Below are 24,216 nucleotides of genomic sequence, written 5' to 3'. Positions count from 1 at the left end.
GCACCACCACCACCGAACTCGACGCCTCCCTCCCCTACGCCTCCACCCTCTGCGGCGCCTGCTACGACGTCTGCCCCGTCGCCATCAACATCCCCCAAGTCCTCGTCCACCTCCGTGAACGCGTCGCCGAAGGCGCCACCACCACCCAGGACGGCCAACGCGTCACGATCAAGCCCGCGAAGGGGCACGCCGCCGAACGCGCCACCATGCGCGCCGCCCGCTGGACACTCGACCGCCCGGGCGTCATGCGCCAGGGCCAGCGCCTCGCCACCCGCACCCGCCGTCTCCACCCCCAACGGCTCCCCGGACCCGCCAAAGCCTGGACCGCCACCCGCGACCTCCCCACCCTCCCCCCACAGACCTTCCGCGACTGGTGGCAACACAACAAAAACAACCACCCGCAGACCGAGGAGAACGGCCAGTGACCTCCCGCGACACCGTCCTCACCCGCATCCGCAACGCCCTCGCGGACGTCCCCCGCGACGACCGCCCGCACGACACCCCCCTCACCAGGGACTACCTGCACACCCACGCCGACCGCACCCCGCAGGAGACCGCGACCCTCCTCGCGGAGAACCTCACCGACTACCGGGCCCACGTCCACCACACGGACGAGACCGGACTGCCCGCGACCGTCGCCCGCCTGATCGCCGAGCACGGCAGCCGCAGCGTCGTCACCCCGCAGGGCCTGCCCGCGCACTGGCTCGACGCGGTCGGCCCGGACACCGAGCGGCACACCGACCGGCCCGAGCAGACCACCTACGACCTCGACGCGATCGACACCGTGATCACCGGCTGCGCGCTGGCCATCGCCGAGACCGGCACCATCGTGCTCGACACCTCCCCCGACCAGGGCCGCCGCCGGATCACCCTCGTCCCCGACCACCACATCTGCGTCATCACCCCCGCGCAGATCGTCGCCTCGGTCCCCCAGGCCCTCCCCCGCCTGGACCCCACCCGGCCCCAGACCTGGATCTCAGGCCCCTCCGCCACCAGCGACATCGAACTCGACCGCGTCGAAGGCGTCCACGGCCCCCGCACCCTGGACGTCATCCTCGTGGGTCCGCCGCCGAGCGGCTGACCTTCAGCGCCCACACCACCAGAGGAATCTGGACAGGGAGCCGCGCGTAGGCCGCGGCCTTCAGGGGTGCGGGGCGGTGCCGCCAGTCGTAGGCCATCTTGACGTTGGCGGGGAAGACGGCGGCGAAGAATCCGGCGGTGACCAGGGCGCCGGTGCGGCGGGTCGCGGGGTGGGCGACGGCGGCGGCCAGCGCGAGTTCGGCGACGCCGCTGGCGCGGGTCCAGGCGCGGGGGCTGCCCGGAAGGGACTCGGGCACGATCGCCTCGTACGGTCCGGGGGCGAGGAAGTGGGTGGCGCCGGCTCCGGCGAGCAGGCCGACGAGCAGTCGAGTGGAACGTGCGGGCACCGGGCACCTCCTGAGCGGGCGGGCGATTCCCGCCGCACTCTCACCTTACCCATGAGTAAGGTCGGGGCGGCGGCCCCTTCCGCGTTACGAGGCGGTGGTGGCGAGCTGCGAGTCGCGCCGTACGAGCGCGGCGTAGCGGCCGTCCTGGGCGAGCAGTTCGTCGTGCGTGCCGCGCTCCATGATCCGGCCCGCGTCGAGGACCACGATCTGGTCGGCGTCGCGCACGGTGGACAGCCGGTGGGCGATCGTGATGGTGGTGCGTCCCGCGGACAGCGAGTCGATCGCCTCCTGGACGTCGTGTTCGGTCCGGGTGTCGAGCGCGCTGGTGGCCTCGTCCAGGATGAGGACGGGCGGGTCGCGGAGGATGGTGCGGGCGATGGCCAGGCGCTGCTTCTCACCGCCGGAGAAGCGGTAGCCGCGTTCGCCGACGAGGGTGTCGTAGCCGTCGGGCAGCCCGGAGATGTGGTCGTGGATCTGGGCGGCCTTCGCGGCGGCGCGGATCTCGTCGTCGGTGGCCTCGGGTTTGGCGAAGCGCAGGTTCTCGGCGACCGAGGCGTGGAAGAGGTACGTCTCCTGGGAGACGACGCCCACCGCGTCGGCGAGGGTGTCGAAGGTGAGGTCGCGTACGTCGGTGCCGTCGAGCGTCACCTTGCCGCCGGTCACGTCGTACAGCCGGGGCACCAGGTAGCTCAGGGTGCTCTTGCCGGAGCCGGTGGCGCCGACGACGGCGAGGCTGCTGCCCGCGGGGACGGTGATGTCGATGTCGCGCAGGGTCGGCGCGCCGGACTCGGGGTCGTAGGCGAAGTCGACGTGCTCGAAGCGGACGTCGCCGCGTACCCGGTCCAGGGTCCGGGCGTCGGGGCGCTCGGTGATGTCGACGGGCAGGTCGAGGTATTCGAAGATGCGCTGGAAGAGCGCGAGCGAGGTCTGGACGTCCACGCCGGTCGACAGCAGCGACACGGACGGGCGGAAGAGGCCCTGCTGGAGCGAGACGAAGGCGACGAGGGTGCCGATGGAGACGGCGGGCGCGCCGTTGGACATGGTCAGACCGGCGGCCCAGTAGAGCAGTGCGGGCATCGCCGACATGACGATGCCGATGGTGGACATCCGCCAGCGGCCGGACATGCTGGAGCGCACTTCGAGGTCGACCAGGCGCTCGGACTCGGTCGAGAAGTCGCGGGTCAGGGAGTCGGAGCGGCCCATGGTGCGGCCGAGCAGGATGCCGCTGACGGACAGCGACTCGGTGACGATCGCGGACATCGAGGCCATCTGCCGCTGCCGGTTGGTGGCGATCCGCTTGCGTTCGCGGCCGACCCGGCGGGCGATCCAGACGAAGAGCGGGAGCAGCAGCAGCGAGACGACGGTCAGCCGCCAGTCGAGGGCGAGCATCGCGATGACGGAGGCGATGACCGCCGTGAGGTTGGAGACCAGGGAGGTCGCTGTCGAGGTGACGGTGGCCTGCATGCCGCCGATGTCGTTGGCGATCCTGGACTGCACCTCGCCGGTGCGGGTGCGGGTGAAGAAGGCCAGCGACATGCGCTGGAGGCGTTCGTAGACGGCGGTGCGCAGGTCGTGCATGACGCGCTGGCCGACGGTGGTGGAGATCAGGGTCTGGAGCACGCCGAAGACGCCGGTGGCGACGGCGGTGGCGATCATGCCGAGGGCGAGCAGGCTCAGCAGGCCGGTGCGGCCCTGCGGTATCGCGGTGTCGAGGATCGCCCGCAGCAGGAACGGCGAGGCGACCGAGACGAGGGAGGAGAGGCCGACCAGGGCGCCGACGACGGCGAGGCGGCCACGGTAGGGACGGAAGAGCCGCAGGATGCGACGCATGTCGACGGGGGTGTCGGGCTTCTTCTTCGGTGGTGTCCACCGGGAGGCGAGTTCTCGTTCGTGATCGGGGCGCAAAGGACTCCTTGAGAGTTCAGGCAGATGCTGACATTGGGAGTATAGGTCATTGTTACCTATGCTCACAATGGACATGGTCCTGATACGCTCGTCACATGGAATCCCGTACGACAGCCGTGCCGCCGGGCCCGGTGACCGCCGGCCTCGCCACGACCGCGCCGGACGAGATCACCGGGCGGCTCGCCGACCAGCTCATCCGGCTGAGCCGCCGCCTGCACAAGTCCCAGCGCCACCTCATGGAGCCGCTGGGGATCACCCCGGCCCAGGCGCGGCTGCTGCGCACCCTCGCGCACTGCGACGAGCCGCCGCGGATGGCCGATCTCGCCCAGCGCCTGGAGGTCGTGCCGCGAGCCGTGACGACCCTGGTGGACGCACTGGAGGGGCTGGAGCTGGTACGGCGGGTGCCCGATCCGAGCAATCGCCGGGTGATCAGGATCGAGCTGACCGAGGCGGGCGGCACCGCGCTGCTGGAGCTGCGCGGGGCCCGCCGTACGGCCGCCGCCGAACTGCTGGCCCCGCTCGACGACGGCCAGCGCGCGGCACTCACCGCGCTGCTGGCCGTACTCGACGAGGAGGCGCCGCACGGCGGCGGCCACCGGCCGTCGCGCTGAGCGGCGCCCGCGGGCTCACTCGGCCAGGTCCGCCGGGGCGGTCTGGCCGCCGATCTGCGGCCCGACCTCGGCGGTGCAGGCGCTGCACCGGCGGGCGGCGGTCGGTATCGCGGTCAGGCACTCGGGGCACTCGCGGACCGGGGCCGCCGCCGCCTTGGGGAAGAACCTCTCCTGCATGCGGTTCATCGGCAGGACGACCAGGAAGTAGATCACCGCGGCGACGATCACGAAGCTGATCACCGCGTCGATGAAGGCGCCGTAGGGGAAGGTCACGCTGGAGACCGTGAACTTCTGAGTGGCGAAGTTGCCCGTGGCGCCGGAGGCCAGGCCGATGAGCGGCGTCAGGAACGCCTTGACGAAGGCGGTCACCAGAGCGGTGAAGGCCGCGCCGATGACGATGCCGACCGCGAGGTCGACGACGTTGCCGCGGAGCAGGAACGTCCGGAAGCCTCTCATGGGTGGGGGGTCCCCTCTGTAGTCAGGAATTGGAACACCACAGTGTGCCGGTCCTCACCACAGAGGGGTAATCGGTCGATGAGCAGATCAATTACGCCAGGTGTCGTTGAGTGTGACCGCCCCGCTCGACGGGACCGTCGCCGTCCGGTTGGCGCCGGATTCCCACGTCACGTTGCCGCTTCCGTCCTTCCGTATGTACTTGTACTGGAACGAGGTGCCCGCGGGCATCGCCACGTTGAGCTTCCAGACCGGGTAGCTCGCCGACGACAGCAGCAGGGCGCTGCCGGTGTTCCAGTTGCCGAGGGTGGAGTTGTCGCCGACGACGTAGATGTTCTGGCCGAAGACCGTGGTGGCGTTCACCGCGAAGGACGCGGCGGACGACGGGTTGGTGCTGCCCCCGGTGCTGCCGCTCGTGGTGCCACCGTTCGTGGTGCCGCCGTTGGTCGTGCCCCCGTTCGTCGTGCCGCCGTTGGTCGTGCCGCTGCCGCAGGGCGCGCCGACGTACAGCGCGACCGCGTCGTTGGAGCCGATGGTGGCGGTGAACTTGCCGTCGGAGCCGACGGTGTAGCTGGTGCCGCTGTGCTGGACGTCGCAGTAGGAGCCGGCGGGCAGTGAGGTGGTGAAGGTCTGGGTGAGCGAGCCGCCCTCGTGGTTGATCGCCACATAGCCCTTGCCGCCGCGGCCGAACGCGATGGCGTTGTTGCCGTTGGACCACCAGTTGGTGACGGCGGTGCCGGAGACCGCGTTGCGGAAGCCGACCATGTTGGCGATCTGCGGCCAGGCGTGCTGGCACTTCCAGCCGTCGCTGTAGCAGGCGTTGACGGTGCCGCCGTTGGGCGCGCCGGCGTCGTTGTTGGAGAACTCGTAGCCGGAGTAGACGTTGGGCGAGCCGTAAGGCCAGGCCAGCAGGTAGACGTTGGCGAGGGTGTACGTGGCGCCGTTCTTGTAGCTGAGGGTCGAGCCGTTGCGCTCGGTGTCCCAGTTGTCCACGAAGGTGCGGGCCTTGTCGCTCGACAGGTAGCCCGCGCCCCACGACGCGCCCCAGTTGCTGAGGGAGGCCAGCTTGTCGCCGGTGAAGATGCGCTTGAGGTCGAAGGCGCCCTGGAAGGCGTCCACGTCACCGGTGTTGACGTACTCGCCCGGCTGCACGGCCTCGCCCGCGCCGTAGATGGCCTCCTGGGCCCAGTAGATGCCCGGATTGCTGAGCTTGGCCTTGATGGCGGCCAGGTCGGTCTCGGCCATGTGCTTGGCGGCGTCCACCCGGAAGCCGTCGACGCCCAGCGCGATCAGGTGGTTGAGGTAGGCGGCGATGGTGCCGCGCACGTAGTCGCTGCCGGTGTCGAGATCGGCGAGGCCGACCAGCTCGCAGTTCTGGACGTTGTTGCGGTCGCCGTAGTTGTTGATGTCACTGCGGCAGGTGTGGAAGTCCTGGTTCTGGTAGTAGCCCGGGTAGTTGTACTTGCTGTACGTCGTACCGCCCGTGCCGGTGCCCGAGCCCGACGTCATGTGGTTGATCACCGCGTCGGCGACGACCTTGACGCCCGCGCTGTGGCAGGTGCTGACCATGTTCTGGAACGAGCTCTCGTTGCCGAGCCGCCCGGCGATCTTGTAGCTGACCGGCTGGTACGAGGTCCACCACTGGTCGCCCTGGATCTGCTCGGAGGCCGGGGAGACCTCGACGAAGCCGTAGCCCGCGGGGCCGAGGGTGTCCGTGCAGGCCTTCGCCACGGAGTCGAACTTCCACTGGAAGAGCGTCGCGGTGACGTCCTTGCTGCCGGGCGGCGTGGCGTCCGCCTGTTGCGAGGAGAGGGCGAACAGACCGGCGGCGGCGACGATCGCGGCCAGCGCGCCGGATAGGACGCGGGATCTCATGGGCGGCTCCTTCGGTGAACGGGCAGAGTTCTGCCCTCGAAGGCAGCCACGCGCCTGGCCGCCGGGTGGGGGGTGCGGGCCCCGTTGTCCTCGGGGCCCTCGGGTTCCGCCCAGGAGCTTCCCGCCGTGTGTGCGTACACGTCAAGATGTCGGCGGAAGAACTTTCGCTGTTTTGCTGCAAGTTGTTGCCGAAACACTCCTCCGCGGACCTCGGCTCGTTCCCGTCGCTCACCGGAAAACCTGTTGACCCGGTACGGGCCGCAAGACGAGCCTTGCTCCTCTCCGACCGGATTCCGGCGGGATGTCCGCACGGGCGGAGTCGTCAGGTACGCGGCTGCCCGCCGACATCTCGCGCGAACCTCCGGCGGCCGTATCCGCAACCCGCGGCCGTAGCCTCGTCCGCCGACACTCGCTCACACCCGCACCGAACTCAGGACACCATGCCGTCCCTCCGTAAGCTCCCCCTGTCCGATCCGGGCGTCCCCGACGCCCGGACGGGATTCCGCTTCCTGCTCTGGCTGTCGTTCCGCGAGGGGAAGGGCCTGGCAGCGGCCACCGCGTGGGGCATCCTGCACATGACGGCCGTCGCGTCGTTCCCCGCGGCCGTCGGAATGGCCGTGCAGTCGGTCGTGGACCGCTCGGGGTCGCGGCTGGCGCTGTCGGGCGGGCTGATGCTGCTGCTCGGCGTGCTCACCGCGCTCGGCGACACGATGCTGCACCGTACGGCCGTCACGAACTGGATCAGCGTCGCGGCGCGGGTCCAGCAGTTGCTCGCCGGTAAGACGGTCGAGCTGGGCTCGGTGCTCACCCGCCGGGTCGCTGCGGGCGAGGTCGTCGCGGTCAGCACCGGAGACGTGGAGAAGATCGGGTGGTTCGTCGAGGCGCTGGCGCGCTTCACCTCCGCCCTGGTCGCCACGGTCGGCGTGGCCGTCGCGCTGGTCGTCTACGAGCCCGCGCTCGGCGTGATCGTGGCCGCGTCCGTACCGGTGCTGGCGCTGGCCGTACTGCCGCTGCTTCCCGCCGCCACCAAGCGGGCCGACCTCCAGCGGGAGAAGGCGGGCAAGGCCACGGAACTGGCCTCCGACACCGTCGCCGGACTGCGGGTGCTGCGCGGCATCGGCGGCGAGGAGCTGTTCCTCGACCGCTACCGTCGCGCGTCCCAGCAGGTCAGGACCGCCGCCGTGCACAGCGCCCGGATGTGGGCGGCGATCAGTGCCGTCCAGGTGGTACTGCCGGGGCTGCTGCTGGTGGCCGTCGCCTGGGACGGCGCCCGGCTGGCGATGGACGGCCGGATCTCGGTCGGCGCGCTGGTGACCGTCTACGGCTCGGTGGCCTTCCTGATGTTCCCGCTGCGGAATTTCGAGGAGATCGCCATGGCCTGGTCCTTCTCGCGGCCCTCGGCGAAGCGGGCCGCGCGCGTACTGGCGCTGACCCGGGAGACCGCCGGGGGCACGGCCGTCTTCTCCGAGGGGAGCGTCGCTCCCGAGGAGGCGGGCGCTCTGGCCGGGGAGATGTACGACCCGGAGTCGGGGCTGCGCGCTCCGGTCGGGCTGCTGACCGCTGTGGTGTGCGGCGACCCGGACGCGGCGGGCGTACTGGCCGACCGGCTCGGCGGGCACAGCCCGGTCCGCGCCGAAGGCGAGGCGTCGGCGCTGCTGGGCGGGCAGGCACTGGACGCGCTGCCGCTCGCGGCGGCCCGCGCGGCCGTGCTCGTCCAGGACAAGGACCCGGTGCTGCTGTCGGGAACGCTGACCGAACTGCTGGGTGTGCCGTCCTCCGGCCGGGTCACGGCGGAGCAGGCGCTCACCGCCGCGCAGTGCGCGGACGTGCTGGACGCGCTCGCGCAGTCCGCCGCCGACCCCGCGGGGGTGGCGGGCGACCCGATGTCGGCGCGGATCACCGAGCGCGGCCGGTCGCTGTCCGGCGGCCAACGGCAGCGCCTGGCACTGGCCAGGTCGCTGATCGCCGACCCCGAGGTGCTGGTGCTCGACGAGCCGACCTCGGCGGTCGACGCGCACACCGAGGCCAGGATCGCGCGCGGCCTCAAGGAACTGCGCGCGGGCCGCACGACGGTGGTGCTCACGTCGAGCCCGCTCGTGCTGGACCGCGCCGACCTGGTGGTCTTCGTGGACGAGGGCACGGCGACGTCGGCCGGCGACCACCACGAACTGCTGCGCACCGACCCGCGCTACCGGGCGGTGGTGACCCGCGAGAGCGAGCCGTCCGACGACCGCGATCCCGGCCACAGCCCCGTCACCGCTGCCGTCGCGGGCTCCGGGGCCGTACCCCACACATCGATGGAGGAATCCGCATGATCGGCCTGCGACCGCCGGAGTACGACCCGGCCGCGCCGCAGCAGAGCGCCACGCTGCCGGTGGGCTCCCCCGCGACCGTGCGCGGCTATGTGCGCGAACTGGCGAAGCGGCATCGCGGTGCCTTCGCCCTGCTGGTGACCGTCAACACCGTATCGGTGCTGGCCTCGATGGTGGGGCCCTACCTGCTCGGCGGTCTGGTCGAGGACCTGTCGAAGGGCGACCGGGACATCCATCTCGGGCGGGCCGTCAGCCTGTTCCTGGCCGCCCTCGTGGTGCAGGCGTACTTCGTGCGGCTGGTACGGCTGCGCGGCGCGATCCTCGGCGAGGAGATGCTGGCCGATCTGCGCGAGGACTTCCTCGTACGGTCGGTGTCGCTGCCGCCGGGTGTGCTGGAGCGGGCGGGCACGGGCGATCTGCTGTCGCGGATCACGACGGACATCGACCGGCTGTCGAACGCGATGCGCGAGGCGGTGCCCGAGCTGGCCATCGCCGTGGTCTGGGCCGGGCTGCTGCTCGGCGCGCTGACCGTGACCTCGCCGCCGCTCGCCCTGTCGGTGCTGGTCGCGCTGCCGCTGCTGCTGGTCGGCTGCCGCTGGTACTTCCGGCGCGCCCCGGGGGCCTACCGCTCGGAGGCGGCGGGGTACGCGGCGGTGGCGGCGGCGCTGGCGGAGTCCGTGGACGCCGGCCGCACCATCGAGGCGCACGGTCTCGGCGACCGGCGCGAGAAGCTGTCGCGGCAGCGGATCGGGCAGTGGGTGGCGTGGGAGCGCTACACGATGTGGCTGCGCAGCGTGCTGTTCCCAGTGATCAACATGACGCACGCGCTGATCGTGGTCGCGGTGCTGATGATCGGCGGCAGCTTCGCCCTCAACGGCTGGATGACGGTCGGCGAGCTGACCACGGGCGCGCTGTACGCGCAGATGCTCGTCGACCCGGTGAACATGATCCTGCGCTGGTACGACGAGTTGCAGGTCGCCCAGGTGTCGCTGGCCCGGCTGGTCGGGGTGCGCGAGGTGGCCGAGGACGAGCCGGACCACACGGTCTCGCCCGACGGCCGCGAGATGGCCGCCGACCAGGTGCGGTTCGGCTACCGGGCGGGCAGCGACGTGCTGCACGGCGTGAGCCTGACGGTGCCGCCGGGTACCCGGGTGGCGCTGGTGGGCCCGTCAGGCGCGGGCAAGTCCACGCTCGGGCGGCTGCTGGCGGGGATCTACGCGCCGCGTACGGGCGAGGTCACGCTGGGCGGGGCCCAGCTGGCCCGGATGCCCGCCGAGCGGGTGCGCGAGCATGTGGCGCTGGTCAATCAGGAGCACCACGTCTTCGTCGGCACGCTCCGCGACAATCTGCGGCTGGCGCGGACCGGTGCCACCGACGACGAGCTGTGGACGGCGCTAGGGGCGGTGGACGCCGAGGACTGGGGCCGCAATCTGGCGGACGGTCTCGACACCGAGGTGGGCTCGGGCGGCGCGGTGCTCACCCCGGCGCAGGCGCAGCAGCTCGCGCTGGCCCGGCTGGTGCTGGCCGACCCGCACACCCTGGTGCTGGACGAGGCGACCTCGCTGCTCGACCCGCGCGCCGCCCGCCATCTGGAACGCTCGCTGTCCCGGGTGCTGGACGGCCGTACCGTGATCGCCATCGCGCACCGGCTGCACACCGCGCACGACGCGGACGTGATCGCGGTGGTCGAGGACGGCCGGATCAGCGAGCTGGGCAGCCACCACCAGTTGGTGGACGCCGACGGTGCCTACGCGGCGCTGTGGCGGTCCTGGCACAGCTGACCGCGGTGATGTGGCGCGGGGCCCGGCGGCACTGCCGCCGGGCCCCGCTCGCGTGCGAGGGATCCCGCGTCAGCCGAAGACGCCCAGCGCGCCGAGCGCGCAGCCGCCGCCCGCCAGGAAGAAGACCGGGGTGAGCACCTTCAGCTCCACCCAGCTCCCGGCCCGGAAGCGCATGAACTTCGGCGGTCCCATCGGGTACCAGCGGCGGCGGCCGATCGGGATCGGCCACAGGATCGGGCAGCCGGAGACGGTCAGCGCGTCACCGACGCAGTGCACGAGCGAGCCGAGCACGATGGGCAGCCCGATCCACAGGTAGTGCTGGCCGGGGTCGGTGAACAGCCAGTCCTTGCCGTTGCCCGGATTGTCGAGCACGTCGGCGAGCACCCACGCGCTGGTGGCGCCGAGCAGCCACACCAGCACGTCACTGGACATCCGGGCCTGCCGCCACAGCAGTCCCTCGACGGCGAGCACCATGTGTATGAACAAGATGACCAGCACCACCCAGCGCCCGCCGTAGACCGCGCCGGCCGAGAAGCCGCCGCCGACCAGGACCGCCCAGAGCCAGGTATGGGTGAGAGTGCGGTGGCCGCCCGCCCGTCGCGGGTCGCCCTGCATCCGGGTCGCCTTGTAGACGGCGTGCGCCAGGTGCTCGATGATCTTGCACAGCACGCGGGAGATCGGGCCGAACGCGCGCGAGATCGTCGCCGCCTGATGGTCCAGGTCGGGGGCGAGCGCGGCACCAGCACAGATCAGCGCACCGACGACGAGCGTCGGCCAGGGCATGGCATGATCCACACCCGCCGCGACCGCTCCGACGGCCAGCCAGGCCGCCGCTCCCGAGAGTGAGTGCGCAGGTCCCATCATGGTGGTGCTCAGCCCCCTACAAGGCCGCCCGCAGGCGGAGTTGACGCATCGTTGACGGCACACCATATCGTTGATGATCACCGCGGCCCGCTCCGGTTCCGCCGCGCGCCGCCGGTACAGGCAAGATGGTGGGGTGACCCTTATCGATCAGATGCCTCCCGCCCCGGACCCCGATGCCCTCTTCGAAGCGTTTTCGACGTGGGCCGAGGGTCAGGGGATCACTCTCTATCCGGCGCAGGAGGAGGCGCTCATCGAGGTGGTCTCTGGTGCGAACGTGATCCTTTCCACCCCCACCGGATCGGGAAAGAGCCTGGTCGCGGCCGGTGCGCACTTCGCCGCGCTGGCCCGGGACGAGGTCACCTTCTACACCGCGCCGATCAAGGCGCTGGTGTCGGAGAAGTTCTTCGACCTGTGCAAGCTGTTCGGCACCGAGAACGTCGGGATGCTGACCGGTGACGCCTCGGTCAACCCGGACGCGCCGGTGATCTGCTGTACCGCCGAGGTCCTCGCCTCCATCGCGCTGCGCGACGGCAAGAGCGCCGACGTCGGCCAGGTCGTGATGGACGAATTCCACTTCTACGCGGAGCCGGACCGGGGCTGGGCCTGGCAGATCCCGATCCTCGAACTGCCCCAGGCGCAGTTCCTGCTCATGTCGGCGACGCTGGGTGACGTCTCCCGCTTCGAGGAGGACCTGACCCGCCGGACCGGCCGGCCCACGGCGGTCGTGCGCTCGGCGACCCGGCCGGTGCCGCTGTCGTACGAGTATGTGACGACGCCTTTGACGGAGACGCTGACCGAACTGCTGGAGACCCGGCAGTCCCCGGTCTACATCGTGCACTTCACGCAGGCGGCGGCCGTCGAGCGGGCCCAGGCGCTGATGAGCATCAACATGTGCACCAAGGCCGAGAAGGACGCCATCTCCGATCTGATCGGGCACTTCCGCTTCACCACCACCTTCGGCCGCAACCTCGCGCGCTTCGCCAAGCACGGCATCGGCGTCCACCACGCGGGGATGCTGCCCAAGTACCGGCGGCTGGTGGAGAAGCTCGCCCAGGCGGGCCTGCTGAAGGTCATCTGCGGCACCGACACCCTCGGGGTCGGCGTCAACGTGCCGATTCGCACCGTGCTGTTCACCGCGCTCACCAAGTACGACGGCACGCGGGTGCGGACGCTGCGGGCGCGGGAGTTCCACCAGATCGCGGGGCGCGCCGGGCGGGCCGGTTTCGACACCGCCGGGTTCGTGGTGGCGCAGGCGCCCGAGCACGTCATCGAGAACAAGAAGGCGCTCGCCAAGGCCGGGGACGACCCGAAGAAGATCCGCAAGGTGGTCCGCAAGAAGCCGCCCGAGGGCTTCGTCAACTGGTCGGATCTCACCTTCGAGAAGCTGATCGCCGCCGAGCCGGAGCCGCTGACCTCCCGCTTCCGCGTCACCCACACCATGCTGCTGTCGGTGATCGCCCGGCCCGGCAACGCCTTCGACGCGATGCGGCACCTGCTGGAGGACAACCACGAGGACCGCCGCCATCAGTTGCGGCACATCCGCCGGGCCATCGCCATCTACCGCTCGCTGGTCGACGGCGGTGTGGTCGAACGCCTCCCCGAGCCGGACGCCGAGGGCCGCATCATCCGGCTGACCGTCGAACTCCAGCAGGACTTCGCCCTCAACCAGCCGCTGTCCACCTTCGCCCTGGCCTCCTTCGAACTGCTCGACAAGGACTCCCCCTCCTACGCCCTGGACATGGTCTCGGTGGTGGAGTCCACCCTCGACGACCCGCGGCAGATCCTGGCGGCCCAGCAGAACAAGGCCCGTGGCGAGGCCGTCGCCGAGATGAAGATGGACGGTGTCGAGTACGAGGAGCGGATGGAGCGTCTTCAGGACGTCTCCTATCCCAAGCCCCTCGAAGAGCTGCTGTCGCACGCCTACGGCATCTACCGCCAGAGCCACCCGTGGGTCGGCGACCACCCGCTGTCGCCCAAGTCCATCGTCCGTGACATGTACGAACGCGCCATGACCTTCGGCGAGTTCACCTCCTACTACGAGCTGGCCCGCACCGAGGGCATCGTGCTGCGCTACCTGGCCGGCGCGTACAAGGCGCTGGAGCACACGGTGCCCGACGACCTGAAGTCGGAGGACTTCCAGGATCTGACGGCGTGGCTGGGCGAGTTGGTGCGCCAGGTCGACTCCAGCCTGCTGGACGAGTGGGAGCAGCTCGCCAATCCGGAGGTGGAGACGGCCGAGCAGGCGGCGGAGCGGGCCGACCAGGTCAAGCCGGTCACCGCCAACTCCCGCGCCTTCCGGGTGCTGGTGCGCAACGCGATGTTCCGCCGGGTCGAGCTGGCGGCGCTGGAGAAGTACCACCAGCTCGGCGAGTTGGACGCCGAGGCCGGGTGGGACGCCGACACCTGGGCGGAGGCGATGGACGCGTACTGGGACGAGTACGACGACCTCGGCACCGGTCCCGACGCGCGCGGCCCGAAGCTGTTGCAGATCGAGGAGCAGCCGGAGCACGGCTTGTGGCGGGTCCGGCAGACCTTCGCCGACCCCAACGGTGACCACGGCTGGGGGATCTCCGCCGAGGTCGACCTCGCGGCCTCCGACGAAGAGGGCCGCGCGGTGATCCGGCTGACCGACGTCGGCGAGCTGTGATCCGGTGCACGACGAAGGGGACGCGATGACGAACCCGGCCGAGAGGCTGGTGGATCTGCTCGACCTGGAGCGGATCGAGCAGGACATCTTCCGCGGGCAGAGTCCGCAGGAGCGGTTGCAGCGGGTTTTCGGCGGCCAGGTCGCCGGGCAGGCGCTGGTCGCCGCGGGCCGCACCACCGACGGCGGGCGGCCGGTGCACTCGCTGCACGCGTACTTCCTGCGGCCGGGCCGGCCCGGCGTGCCCATCGTGTACCAGGTCGAACGGGTCCGTGACGGCCGTTCCTTCACCACCCGGCGGGTGGTGGCGATCCAACAGGGCCGGACGATCTTCAACCTGACCGCCTCCTTCCATCAGCCGGAACCGGGATTCGAGCACCAACTGCCGATGCCCGAGGTGCCCGAGCCCGACGACCTGCCGGGACTCGGCGAAGAGCTGCGTGCGCATCTGGACGTGCTCCCCGAGGCGCTGGAGCGGATGACCCGCCGCCAGCCCTTCGAGATCCGCTATGTGGAGCGGCTGCGCTGGACGCCCGAGGAGATCGAGGGCGCCGAGCCGCGCAGCGCGGTGTGGATGCGCGCGGTCGGGCAGCTCGGCGACGACCCGCTCGTGCACACCTGCGCTCTCACCTACGCCAGCGACATGATGCTGCTGGACGCCGTACGTGTGCCGATCGAACCGCTGTGGGGACCGCGGGGGTTCGACATGGCGTCCCTCGACCACGCCATGTGGTTCCACCGGCCGTTCCGCGCCGACGAGTGGTTCCTGTACCAGCAGGAGTCACCCGTCGCGACGGGTGCCCGCGGTCTGGCGCGGGGGCAGATCTTCGACCGGCGGGGACGTCTGCTGGTCTCGGTGATGCAGGAAGGGCTGTTCCGCAAGATCGGCGGCTGACCCGCGTCCGCGCAGCAGTCCCAGCAGCCCGCGTCGCGGGCGCCTGCCCTCCCCCACCGGCCTGCCCGGCGGCCGGGCGGCGCCCCGCTTCCGGTGCGGCGCCGCGTGCCGGGCCCGCTCGGGCGCGGGCCTCCCTCCCGTGTGCGAACCGCCTGGCTCACTCGGCTCCGGCTCTGGCTCCGGCTCCTGAAGTCGTTCAGGCTGCCGCGGCGCCCGCTCCACAGGCGGGAGCGCGAGCGACGGACGGTCGGCTGGGGCGAACGCCGGGTGCGGTGCGGGCTGGTCGGTCCGGGCGCGGCCCATCGCGTCCGCGAGGGCGACCAGTGCCAGCGCGATCTCGTCCGGATGGTCGGCGGTCGTGAGGCTTCTCGTCAGCTCGGGTGAGGCGAGCGGTCCCGGGCGGCCCGGTGGCAGCGCCGTACGGATTCCGCGCAGCCGCGCCCGGTCGAAGGGGTCGGGCACGGCGTCGTCGGTCACCTCGGGACCGAGCAGCGCGGCCCAGACGGCGGCCTCGTCCCAGGCGTCATGGCAGTCCCGTACGAGCTGGGCGACCCGGCGGGACCGCCAGCCGAGGGCCCGCTGATCCTGCCCGGCGTCCAGCGCGTCACGCAGTCCCGCGGGCAGCCGCCCCTTCAGCATCGCGGGGCTCGCGGCGGCGAACTCCCTCAGCTCATGGCCGAGATACACCCACACCAGCGCCCGGTACCGGTTGACGTACCAACGCACCGGGCGGATCAGCCCGAGCCTCGCCAGCCGTACGAGGCGGTCCCGGCTGATCCCGATCATCGCCGCGCCCTCGGTGCTGGTCACCAGTCGGAGCCGGTCGAGCAGCGCCTGTGGATGGCCTTCCGCGTCCCGCAGCCGGGTCACCTCGTCCACGGGCACCCGCCACTGGCCGCTGCCGCGCGAGACCGTGCGGATCTCGCCGAGTTGGAGCGCCAGCTCGAAGAGCGTGAAGTCCAGGCCCAGCTCCTCCCGCGCCCGGTTCAGCGTCAGCGTCTCCGGCGCCGCCCGCCCGCCTCCCGGCCCTTGTCCCGCCCCGCCGCCGGGCGTCCACGCCACCTGCCGCGTCTCGACGGTCGCCGTACCCGCGCTCGTCGCCGCTGCCGTCCCGGCCCTCGCTCCGGCCCTTGTCCCGGCCGCTCCGGCTCTCGCCCCGGAAGCCGCCGAGGCACCCGTCCCCGGCATCGAGGCGGGCACCGTCCCCGTCGTCGCCTTCGCGTTCTTCTTCGGCGTTGTCGTCGCTGTCGTCGTTGTCGTCGTTGTCTTGGCCGTCTTCGTCGTCTTCACTGTCGTCACTCCCCCGCGAACTTCGATCACTGACAGTGACGAATCTATCGCGTACGGACGACAGCCCGTTCGAAGCCTGTGGATAACTTCGGGACGCCCCGGCTCAGGAAGGTGCCGCGCCCGGTTGCCGGGGAGCCACCCCGAGGTGTTCGCCGACGCGGTGGACGAGCAGCGTCATCTCGTAGGCGACCTGGCCGACATCGGCCTCCATGCCGCTGAGCACGGACAGGCAACTGCCGTCGCCCGCCGCGGTGACGAAGAGGAAGCCGTCGTCGAATTCGACCATCGTCTGACGCACGCCGCCGACGGCGAACTGCCGCCCCGCGCCCTTGGCCAGGCTGTGGAAGCCCGAGGACACGGCGGCCAGGTGTTCCGCGGTCGGCCGGTCGAGATCGCCGCTGGCGCCCGTGACCAACCCGTCGTTGGAGAGCACGAGCGCGTGCTTCACGTGCGGCACCCGCTTCGTCAGGTCGTCGAGCAGCCACGCGAGCGGTTTGCCCACCGTCATTGCCTACCTCCCGTCTCCGCTGCGGTACGAGCCTGTCCTGCCGGGCCCGCTTCGGCAACCCCCTCTCGGGACGGGCGGCGCCCGACCGGAGCCGTGAAAGGAGGCGACCGGCGGAAATCAGCCGCCGCGTGGCGCGTACATGATGACACCCACTCCGACCAGGCAGATGACCGCTCCGACGATGTCGAATCGGTCGGGACGGTAGCCGTCGAGAGCCATCGCCCACAGGAGAGATCCGGCCACGAAGACGCCGCCGTAGGCCGCCAGGATCCGGCCGAAGTCGGCGTTGGGCTGGAGTGTGGCGACGAAGCCGTAGAGGCCGAGCGCGACGATTCCGGCTCCCGCCCAGCCGACGCCGCGGTGTTCGCGCACCGCCTGCCAGATCAACCAGGCACCGCCGATCTCCAGGACGGCGGCGAGCAAGAAGAGCCCGATGGAGCGGAACGTGATCATGCGACCATGATGCATGGCCAGTTTCGAGAGCGGGCGCCGCCAGGTCAGGGAGTTCTTCGCCGCGAAGGCCGTGGGGTGGGAGAAGCGGTTCCCCGACGACACTCCCGTCTACGCGGCGGCGGTCGGCGAGTTGGGGCTGCGGCCGGGCGGCCGGGCACTGGACGCGGGCTGCGGTACGGCGCGGGCGCTGCCGCTGCTGCGGGCCGTCGTCGGTGCGGCGGGCACGGTGGTCGGTGTCGATCTGACCCCGGAGATGCTGCGGGAGGCCGTCGCCCTCGGCCGGGGCCGGGACGGAGCGCTGATCGAGGCGGCCGGCGAGGAGCTTCCGTTGCGGGACGCGGCTTTCGACGCCGTCTTCGCCGCCGGACTCGTGCACCATCTGCCGGACCCGGCGGCCGGACTGCGGGAATTGGCCCGGGTGACCAGGTCCGGCGGCCGGTTGGCGCTCTTCCATCCGATCGGCCGCGCCGCCCTCGCCGCCCGCCGCGGGCACGAACTGCGCGCCGACGACGTACGCGCCGAGCCGCAACTGCGTCCTCTGCTGGCCGCGACCGGCTGGGAGCTGGCATCGCTGGACGACTCCGCGGAGCGGTACCTGGCGGTGGCCGTCCGACACGCCTGACCCTGCTCGGGGCGGCCCCGCACACATCGGCGGCGCGCACATCGGCGGCGTCCAGGACCGCGCCCAGCGCGTCGGCGTGCTCCTCCAGCGAGTAGCCGAAGTCCGCGGGGCGGTCGCTGACGCCGAAGCCGGGCAGGTCGACGAAGACCGTACGGCGGTTCACGAGCGCGGGATGCGCGGATATGTGCGCGGTGTACGCGCCCGACGCCGCTCCCAGCCTGGGCACGTGGACGCGGACCGGTCCGTCGCCCGCCGCCTTCGTCCACCGCACGTACGCACCCTCTGGTCCGCATTCCGTCTGTCGCACCGCTGGCTCACCATCGCCCGTGCCACCAGCCGCGCCGAACTGGCTTGGCTGCGAACGACGTTGACCGCACTCGACGCGAAGAGCTGACCGCGCGGCCGGGAACGGGCCGACGCCGGGCGATCACCAGGTGCGGACCGTCGGGAAACCGGCCGTCCGGCGCCGTATCGCCCGAGCGGATTTCCGGCCATCGCGACCTCTCGACGCGGAGGTTACTCGCTGGTTAAGGTGCGCGGACGAGAGACGGCGGGCGAGGCGAGAGGGAACGACGGATGACCGCGGCCGAGAACCCGGAGGACGACGACGCGCTGTTCGTGCTGACGGCCGCGATGCTGACGCCGGGGCAGTTCCCGGGCGTCCTGGGGGACGACTATCCGGCCGCTTGCGCCGAGTTGGGGCTCGAACCGCTGGCCGACGGCTACGGCCTGGTCTTCGGGCAGGACGGCGGCGGGGCGCGCTGGACCGTGGCGACGACGGACACCGCCACGGTGGCGTGCGCGCTGGCGGCCTGGGACTGCGGACTCGAGTACGACCTGGCGCCCGACGAGAACAGCCTGGCCGCCTCACTGCCGGGCTGGCCGCTGCCGGTCGCCGTCGCCGTACCCGGCATCCCCGCCCCGCACGACCCGCCGGACGAGGAGGGCGGCCGTACTCCGCTCTCCCCGCCCGACACCTCCGTCTGGGGTCCGCCGCAACGGCGCCTCGGGGCCGACGAGATCGCGGTCCGCTGGTTCGAGTGGCGCGACCAACTCGACGTACCGGCGGAAGCGGCTCAGGGGGCGGCCGAGGACGCGGCGGCGGACGCGAGCAGGGATACGGATACGGATACGGACGCAGGCACGGTCACCGACGCCGGAACAGCCGTCGGCACCGGGACGGAAGCCGAACCCCACAACCCGGCCGACCCGCCGGCCATCTCGCACACCGGCATCCGCCGCGTCCTCGAAAGCGCGGAGGAGTACGTACGCAATCCGCCGCCACCCGGCCGCGTACGGGCCGCATATGGTGCGGTGCGGGCGGACGGACCCGGCTGGAGCCTGGTGGGCAGGACCGACGACATCGCCTTCGTGCTGTTGGACGACGCGCCCGGCGAGGTGTTGCCGGTCGGCCGCGGTGCCGCCCTGCCGCCGTTGCTGGAAGCCCTCAGCAAGCTGGCCGCGGCCCCGTCCTGACCTCGAAGCCGCGCGAAGAGCCGCGAACGCCCATCAGGACACGCGGGAACCCGCAAGGACGCGCAAGCTCTGCAAAGCCCTGCAAGGCACCCCAGGGGCCCGGAAGCGCAGACCGCCGCATATTGCTGCCGAAAACCGCCGTCAGCCCGCTCTGACGTCCGCCACCACCGCGTCCGCCGCCTTGCGCGCGGCGACCAGCACCGGGTCCCACACGGGCGAGAACGGCGGCGCGTAGCCGAGGTCCAGCGCGACCATGTCCTCGACCGTCATCCGCGCGGTGAGCGCGACGGCCCCGACGTCGACCCGCTTGGCGGCGCCTTCGCGGCCGACGATCTGGAGGCCGAGCAGCCGCCCTGTGCCGCGTTCCGCGAGCATCTTGACGGTCATCGGGTCGGCGTCCGGGTAGTAGCCGGCCCTGCTGGTGGACTCGATGACGGCGGTCACGTAGCGGAGTCCGGCGCGGCGCGCTTGGGACTCCTTGAGGCCGGTGCGGGCGATCTCGACGTCGCAGACCTTGCTGACGGCGGTGCCGACGACCCCGGGAAAGGTGGCGTAGCCGCCGCCGATGTTGGTGCCGATGATGCGGCCGTGCTTGTTGGCGTGGGTGCCGAGGGCGATGTGCTGGAGGTCGCCGGAGACGAGGTTGAGGACTTCCACGCAGTCGCCGCCCGCCCAGACCCGCTCCTGGCCGCGTACGCGCATGGCCAGGTCGGTCAGCAGGCCGCCGTGCGCGCCCAGCGGCAGTCCCGCGTCGCGGGCGAGCGCGGTGCCGGGGCGTACGCCGATGCCCAGGATCACGATGTCGGCGGGGTATTCGGCGTCGTCGGTGGCGACCGCGCGGGCCCGGCCGTCGGCGCCGGTGAGCACCGCGCGGACGGCCGCACCGGAGACGACGCGGACGCCGAGTCCCTCCATCGCGTCGCGCACCAGGCGTCCCATGTCGGGGTCGAGGGTGCTCATCGGCTGCTCGGCGCGGTCGACGAGGGTCACGTCGAGGCCGTGCTTCAGCAGGGCCTCGGCCATCTCGACGCCGATGTAGCCGCCGCCGACCACCACGGCGCGGCGTACGCCGACCCCGTCGAGGGTGGCCAGGACGCGCTCGCCGTCGTCCAAGGTCTGCACGCCGTGCACGCCGGGCGCGTCGATGCCGGGGACGGACGGCCGTACGGGTTCCGCGCCGGTGGCGACGACGAGGTGGTCGTAGCCGGTCCACTCCTCGCGGCCGTCGGCGTCGCGCGCCCGCACCCGGCCGGCGGCGAGGTCGATGTCGACCACCTCGGTGCCCATCCGCAGGTCGATGTCGCGCTCGCGGTGCTCCTCGGCAGTACGCGCGACCAGCGCGTCGGGGCCGGCGGTGTCGCCGCCGATCCAGTAGGGGATGCCGCAGGCGGAGTACGACGTGTGCCGTCCGCGTTCGAAGGCGACGATCTCCAGGTCGTCCGCCGCTCTGCGGCGGCGGGCCTGGGACGCGGCCGACATCCCGGCGGCGTCACCGCCGATGACCACCAGACGCTCCGTCATCTTCCGTGGGTCCCCTTCCGCTTACGGTCCGCCGGAGTCCGAGGCCGGGGTCCGGGTCCGATCCGTACGGTTCTACGACCGGTCGGCCGGGTACGTCACCCGCCCGTCTCGGGAACCCTACGCGGCGGCGCGGCGGGACCCGGGAACGCAACCCCGTCAGACCTCTTTACGTCCATGACATGTCCCAGTAATCTCACGACCGTTCTCGCAGCAACTTGTTGCAGCAACTTGCGCAATTTATCCGGCCGTTCGTTCCGTGGCGCGCGGACGTACGGCTTCCTCCACCGGCCGCCCTCGCGGCCCCGTCCGAGGAGCACGACGTGACCGTCGCTTCGCGCCACAGATATCGACCAGGTCCGCTGACAGCCGTGGTGGCTGTCGTCTTGGGACTCCTGGCGACCCTGCTCCCCTCCCTGTCCACCGGTTCCGCGCACGCCGCCTCGGCGGCGGGCTCGAACACCGCAACCGTCTACTACTCCACCGCGACGACCAACTGGTCGTCGTACAACCTGCACTGGGCGCCCGACGGCGGGACCTGGACGACCGTGCCCGGCGTCGCCATGCAGAGCGCCTGCACCGGCTGGGTGAAGAAGACCGTCGACCTCGGCGCGGCCACCGGCTGGCAGGCGACCTTCAACAACGGCCAGGGCACCTGGGACAACAACGGCGGCAAGAACTACGCCCTGGGCACCGGCACCATCACCGTCAACAACGGCGCCATCGCCCACAGCGACCCGTGCGCGAGCGGCGGGGACCCGGGCGGCGGCGAGACGGGCAGCCCGTCCGGCACCTCGGCCACCGTCTTCTACTCCACCGCGACCGTCGGCTGGACCACCGTCAATCTGCACTACGCGCCGACCGGCGGCGCGTGGACGACCGTGCCGGGCATCGGCATGGAGGCGGCCTGCACCGGCTGGGTGAAGAAGACCGTCGACCTCGGCACGGCCGCGGGGCTCGCCGCCACCTTCAACAACGGCAACGGCACCTGGGACAACAACAACGGTGCCAACTACGCGCTGTTCAAGGGCGTCAGCACCGTCAAGGACACCAAGGTCACGGCCAACGCGGCCGATCCCTGCGCGGCCGTCGTCCCCGACACGACGCCGCCGACCGTCCCCGGCACGGTGAAGGCGACCGCGACCGACACCTCGATCGTGGTGACCTGGAATCCGTCGACCGACGACACCGGGGTCACGGGCTACCGGGTCACCAGGACCGGCGGCACCAAGGGCACGATCGTCACCAGTGTCGGCTCGACGGTCTTCTCCGAGTCCGGCCTGGAGGCGGACACCGCCTACACGTACACCGTCCAGGCGCTGGACGCGGCGGGCAACATCTCCGCCGCCTCCGCTCCGGCTCGGGCGACCACCGGCCACGCGCCGCCGCCCGCGACTCCGGGCACACCGATCGGCACCGACCCGCGCAAGGACCCGATCTACTTCGTGCTCACCGCGCGCTTCTACGACGGCGACACGAGCAACGACCGCGGCGGCAACCAGCACGTGGCGTCGGGGAACGCGGCCAACAACGACCCGATGTTCCGGGGTGACTTCAAGGGCCTGGTGCAGAAGCTCGACTACATCAAGGCGCTCGGTTTCTCGGCGATCTGGATCACGCCCGTGGTGCTCAACCGCAGCGACTACGACTACCACGGTTACCACGGCTGGGACTTCTACCGGGTCGACCCGCGCCTGGAATCGGCCGGGGCGTCGTACCAGGATCTGATCAACGCGGCTCACGCCAAGGGGATCAAGATCTACCAGGACGTGGTCTACAACCACAGTTCCCGGTGGGGCGCCAAGGGGCTGTTCGTGCCGACGGTCTACGGCGTCAGGGACTCGCAGTGGTCGTGGTACTACGACGAGAAGGAGCAGGGCTTCGAGTACGACGGTCTGACGATCGATCCCAAGACCGGCAAGTCGTACTACAACGGCGATCTGTGGTCCACGGCCGAGCCGTCCGGAAATACGTGCCTGAACTGGGGCAAGCCAACGGGGCAGAAGAGCCCCGAGGGCTACACGATCTACAACTGCCAGTGGCCGAACCCCACGTCGAAGATGTTCCCCGCGTCGCTCTACCACCAGTGCTGGATCGGCAACTGGGAGGGCGAGGACTCGCGTTCCTGCTGGCTCGCCGACGACCTCGCGGACTTCAACACCGAGAACGCGCAGGTGCAGAACTATCTGATCGGCGCGTACAACAAGTACATCGACATGGGGGTGGACGGCTTCCGCGTGGACACCGCCGTGCACATTCCGCGCGTCACCTGGAACCGGCGTTTCCTGCCCGCGATCCAGCAGCGCGAGGTCCAGGACTGGGGTCCCGACAAGGCGCGGAACTTCTTCGTCTTCGGTGAGGTCGGCGCTTTCGTCAACGACAAGTGGAACCGCGGATCGGTCAACCACTCGGCGCAGTTCTACACCTGGAAGGAGCGCAAGGAGTACAGCGCGGACGACGCCACCGCGTCGATCGAGCAGTACAACTACGAGGAGCAGCTCGGCACCGGAAACCAGCCGACGTCCGCGAACGCCTTCCTGGAAGGGAACGCGTATCACACCCCGGACCACAGCAAATTCTCCGGGATGAACATCATCGACATGCGCATGCACATGAATTTCGGTGACGCGCACAACGCCTTCAACAACGGCAAGGACTCGGACGACTCGACGAACGACGCCACGTACAACGTCGTCTATGTCGACAGCCACGACTACGGTCCCAACAAGTCGTCGGTGCGCTACACCGGCGGACAGGACGCGTGGGCCGAGAACATGGCGCTGATGTGGACCTTCCGCGGCATTCCGACGCTCTACTACGGGTCGGAGATCCAGTTCCAGGCCGGGAAGACGATCGACTGCGGGCCGAGTTGCCCGCTGGCGACGACGGGGCGCGCGTACTACGGCGACCATGTGGCGGGCACGGTGACGGCCTCGGAGTTCGGGAAGGTCGACAGTGCCTCGGGGGCGGTGGCCACCACTTTGGCGCAGCCTCTGGTCAAACACCTCCAACGGCTGAATCTGATCCGGCGCGCCATTCCGGCGTTGCAGATGGGCCAGTACAGCACCGAGGGGGTGAACGGCGGCGGCATGTCGTTCAAGCGCCGTTACACCGACACCGCGTCGGGCGTCGACAGCTTCGCGCTGGTGACGGTGACGGACGCGGCGTCCTTCAGCGGCGTCCCCAACGGCCGTTACGTGGACGCCGTCTCGGGTGACGTGCGGACCGTGACGGACGGGACGCTGGCCGTCGCGGCGCCCGGCAAGGGCGACATGCGGGTGTACGTGCTCGACCTGGGCGGCAAGAACGCGGCGCCCGGCAAGATCGGTACGGACGGCCCGTACCTGAAGTAGCCCGACCGGCCCGGCCGGCGGTGGAGGGTCTCTCCGCCGCCGGCCGGGTTCACGGGATCAGCCCCCGGCACCCCGGCCGGGTTCACGGGACTAGGGCGTTTCGTTTGGATCATCGGGCGGACCAGATGAAGATGCCGGCGAGGTAGATGGTCGCGGTCTTGTCGTATCTCGTGGCGAGGCCGCGCCACTGCTTCAAGCGGTTGATGCACCGCTCGACGGTGTTGCGCTG

At 71.0% G+C, this 24,216-nt stretch carries 19 protein-coding genes and 1 pseudogene; 10 read left to right on the top strand and 10 right to left on the bottom strand.

Annotated features, from left to right (window positions below; genetic code table 11):
* A partial coding sequence (locus ACIP4Z_RS35185) for a lactate utilisation protein LutB domain-containing protein (RefSeq protein ID WP_401314614.1) occupies positions 1-425 on the top strand: 425 nt, incomplete at its 5' end.
* Positions 422-1,081, top strand: a complete 660-nt coding sequence (locus ACIP4Z_RS35180; RefSeq protein ID WP_401314612.1) for a lactate utilization protein C — start codon at positions 422-424, stop codon at positions 1,079-1,081. The genes ACIP4Z_RS35185 and ACIP4Z_RS35180, both read left to right, overlap by 4 nt.
* Here ACIP4Z_RS35180 and ACIP4Z_RS35175 read toward each other — a convergent pair.
* Positions 1,050-1,427: a hypothetical protein gene (locus ACIP4Z_RS35175; RefSeq protein WP_401314610.1), complete on the bottom strand. Its 378-nt coding sequence runs from the start codon at positions 1,425-1,427 to the stop codon at positions 1,050-1,052. The genes ACIP4Z_RS35180 and ACIP4Z_RS35175 overlap by 32 nt on opposite strands.
* Before the next feature lie 84 nt (positions 1,428-1,511).
* Positions 1,512-3,332 (bottom strand): ABC transporter transmembrane domain-containing protein, encoded by a 1,821-nt coding sequence (locus tag ACIP4Z_RS35170; protein ID WP_391045677.1) that lies wholly within the window; start codon positions 3,330-3,332, stop codon positions 1,512-1,514.
* Positions 3,333-3,427: 95 nt separating this feature from the next.
* Between ACIP4Z_RS35170 and ACIP4Z_RS35165 the strand changes: the two genes are divergently transcribed.
* Positions 3,428-3,943, top strand: coding sequence for a MarR family winged helix-turn-helix transcriptional regulator (locus tag ACIP4Z_RS35165; RefSeq protein ID WP_401314608.1), 516 nt, complete (start codon positions 3,428-3,430; stop codon positions 3,941-3,943).
* 15 nt (positions 3,944-3,958) lie between these two features.
* On the opposite strand, the gene mscL is transcribed toward ACIP4Z_RS35165, so the two are convergent.
* Positions 3,959-4,399 (bottom strand): large conductance mechanosensitive channel protein MscL, encoded by a 441-nt coding sequence (gene mscL / locus ACIP4Z_RS35160; protein WP_355346619.1) that lies wholly within the window; start codon positions 4,397-4,399, stop codon positions 3,959-3,961.
* Between the two features lie 87 nt (positions 4,400-4,486).
* Positions 4,487-6,271 (bottom strand): carbohydrate-binding module family 20 domain-containing protein, encoded by a 1,785-nt coding sequence (locus ACIP4Z_RS35155; protein WP_401314606.1) that lies wholly within the window; start codon positions 6,269-6,271, stop codon positions 4,487-4,489.
* 440 nt (positions 6,272-6,711) lie between these two features.
* Between ACIP4Z_RS35155 and ACIP4Z_RS35150 the strand changes: the two genes are divergently transcribed.
* On the top strand, positions 6,712-8,586 hold the full coding sequence (locus tag ACIP4Z_RS35150) for an ABC transporter transmembrane domain-containing protein (RefSeq protein WP_401314604.1): 1,875 nt from the start codon (positions 6,712-6,714) through the stop codon (positions 8,584-8,586).
* Positions 8,583-10,364, top strand: a complete 1,782-nt coding sequence (locus ACIP4Z_RS35145; protein ID WP_401314602.1) for an ABC transporter ATP-binding protein — start codon at positions 8,583-8,585, stop codon at positions 10,362-10,364. The genes ACIP4Z_RS35150 and ACIP4Z_RS35145 overlap by 4 nt, the downstream gene beginning before the upstream one ends.
* Before the next feature lie 69 nt (positions 10,365-10,433).
* Here ACIP4Z_RS35145 and ACIP4Z_RS35140 read toward each other — a convergent pair whose 3' ends face one another.
* On the bottom strand, positions 10,434-11,228 hold the full coding sequence (locus ACIP4Z_RS35140; RefSeq protein WP_355346630.1) for a metal-dependent hydrolase: 795 nt from the start codon (positions 11,226-11,228) through the stop codon (positions 10,434-10,436).
* 133 nt (positions 11,229-11,361) lie between these two features.
* Between ACIP4Z_RS35140 and ACIP4Z_RS35135 the strand changes: the two genes are divergently transcribed.
* Positions 11,362-13,875: a DUF3516 domain-containing protein gene (locus ACIP4Z_RS35135; protein ID WP_391045692.1), complete on the top strand. Its 2,514-nt coding sequence runs from the start codon at positions 11,362-11,364 to the stop codon at positions 13,873-13,875.
* Positions 13,876-13,900: 25 nt separating this feature from the next.
* Positions 13,901-14,767 carry an acyl-CoA thioesterase II gene (locus ACIP4Z_RS35130; RefSeq protein ID WP_355346636.1) on the top strand — a complete coding sequence of 289 codons (867 nt, stop codon included), beginning with the start codon at positions 13,901-13,903 and terminating at the stop codon, positions 14,765-14,767.
* Here ACIP4Z_RS35130 and ACIP4Z_RS35125 read toward each other — a convergent pair.
* The 3 genes from ACIP4Z_RS35125 to ACIP4Z_RS35115 form a co-directional block, all read right to left on the bottom strand.
* Complete coding sequence (locus ACIP4Z_RS35125; RefSeq protein ID WP_401314600.1) at positions 14,654-16,057, bottom strand: DUF6397 family protein; 1,404 nt, start codon at positions 16,055-16,057, stop codon at positions 14,654-14,656. The two genes, ACIP4Z_RS35130 and ACIP4Z_RS35125, sit on opposite strands and share 114 nt — an antisense overlap.
* A 103-nt stretch (positions 16,058-16,160) precedes the next feature.
* The gene (locus tag ACIP4Z_RS35120; RefSeq protein ID WP_188284368.1) at positions 16,161-16,565 is read right to left on the bottom strand and encodes a roadblock/LC7 domain-containing protein; all 405 of its coding nucleotides are present in this window, start codon (positions 16,563-16,565) and stop codon (positions 16,161-16,163) included.
* A 117-nt stretch (positions 16,566-16,682) separates the two neighbouring features.
* Entirely contained in the window at positions 16,683-17,018 is a 336-nt protein-coding gene (locus ACIP4Z_RS35115; RefSeq protein WP_355346642.1) for a YnfA family protein, read from the bottom strand.
* A gap of 13 nt (positions 17,019-17,031) precedes the next feature.
* Here ACIP4Z_RS35115 and ACIP4Z_RS35110 point away from each other — a divergent pair, with 13 nt between their 5' ends.
* Together ACIP4Z_RS35110 and ACIP4Z_RS35105 are read left to right on the top strand one after the other, a co-directional pair.
* Entirely contained in the window at positions 17,032-17,640 is a 609-nt protein-coding gene (locus tag ACIP4Z_RS35110; RefSeq protein WP_401314597.1) for a class I SAM-dependent methyltransferase, read from the top strand.
* Between the two features lie 576 nt (positions 17,641-18,216).
* Positions 18,217-19,116, top strand: coding sequence for a hypothetical protein (locus tag ACIP4Z_RS35105; RefSeq protein ID WP_401314595.1), 900 nt, complete (start codon positions 18,217-18,219; stop codon positions 19,114-19,116).
* A gap of 141 nt (positions 19,117-19,257) precedes the next feature.
* Here ACIP4Z_RS35105 and ACIP4Z_RS35100 read toward each other — a convergent pair whose 3' ends face one another.
* A complete protein-coding gene (locus tag ACIP4Z_RS35100; RefSeq protein ID WP_401314593.1) occupies positions 19,258-20,637 on the bottom strand; it encodes an FAD-dependent oxidoreductase in 1,380 nt (459 codons plus the stop codon).
* Positions 20,638-20,996: 359 nt separating this feature from the next.
* Here ACIP4Z_RS35100 and ACIP4Z_RS35095 point away from each other — a divergent pair, with 359 nt between their 5' ends.
* On the top strand, positions 20,997-23,987 hold the full coding sequence (locus ACIP4Z_RS35095; protein WP_401314616.1) for a carbohydrate binding domain-containing protein: 2,991 nt from the start codon (positions 20,997-20,999) through the stop codon (positions 23,985-23,987).
* Between the two features lie 109 nt (positions 23,988-24,096).
* Here ACIP4Z_RS35095 and ACIP4Z_RS35090 read toward each other — a convergent pair.
* Positions 24,097-24,216 (bottom strand): annotated as a pseudogene (locus ACIP4Z_RS35090) (IS5/IS1182 family transposase); the annotation flags it as partial.

Source organism: Streptomyces sp. NPDC088910, from assembly GCF_044749865.1.
In the GTDB taxonomy this organism is placed as follows: Bacteria; Actinomycetota; Actinomycetes; order Streptomycetales; family Streptomycetaceae; genus Actinacidiphila.
The sequence above is the reverse complement of the archived record's forward strand: the minus strand, read 5'-3'. Positions and strand labels throughout refer to the sequence as shown.

Bases quoted from the DNA above. Each gene is read 5' to 3' on its own strand.
- ACIP4Z_RS35165 (WP_401314608.1), top strand. From the start codon at position 3,428: ATGGAATCCCGTACGACAGCCGTGCCGCCGGGCCCGGTGACCGCCGGC.
- mscL (WP_355346619.1), bottom strand. From the start codon at position 4,399: ATGAGAGGCTTCCGGACGTTCCTGCTCCGCGGCAACGTCGTCGACCTC.
- ACIP4Z_RS35155 (WP_401314606.1), bottom strand. From the start codon at position 6,271: ATGAGATCCCGCGTCCTATCCGGCGCGCTGGCCGCGATCGTCGCCGCC.
- ACIP4Z_RS35150 (WP_401314604.1), top strand. From the start codon at position 6,712: ATGCCGTCCCTCCGTAAGCTCCCCCTGTCCGATCCGGGCGTCCCCGAC.
- ACIP4Z_RS35145 (WP_401314602.1), top strand. From the start codon at position 8,583: ATGATCGGCCTGCGACCGCCGGAGTACGACCCGGCCGCGCCGCAGCAG.
- ACIP4Z_RS35140 (WP_355346630.1), bottom strand. From the start codon at position 11,228: ATGATGGGACCTGCGCACTCACTCTCGGGAGCGGCGGCCTGGCTGGCC.
- ACIP4Z_RS35130 (WP_355346636.1), top strand. From the start codon at position 13,901: ATGACGAACCCGGCCGAGAGGCTGGTGGATCTGCTCGACCTGGAGCGG.
- ACIP4Z_RS35120 (WP_188284368.1), bottom strand. From the start codon at position 16,565: ATGACGGTGGGCAAACCGCTCGCGTGGCTGCTCGACGACCTGACGAAG.
- ACIP4Z_RS35115 (WP_355346642.1), bottom strand. From the start codon at position 17,018: ATGATCACGTTCCGCTCCATCGGGCTCTTCTTGCTCGCCGCCGTCCTG.
- ACIP4Z_RS35110 (WP_401314597.1), top strand. From the start codon at position 17,032: ATGGCCAGTTTCGAGAGCGGGCGCCGCCAGGTCAGGGAGTTCTTCGCC.
- ACIP4Z_RS35105 (WP_401314595.1), top strand. From the start codon at position 18,217: ATGACCGCGGCCGAGAACCCGGAGGACGACGACGCGCTGTTCGTGCTG.
- ACIP4Z_RS35100 (WP_401314593.1), bottom strand. From the start codon at position 20,637: ATGACGGAGCGTCTGGTGGTCATCGGCGGTGACGCCGCCGGGATGTCG.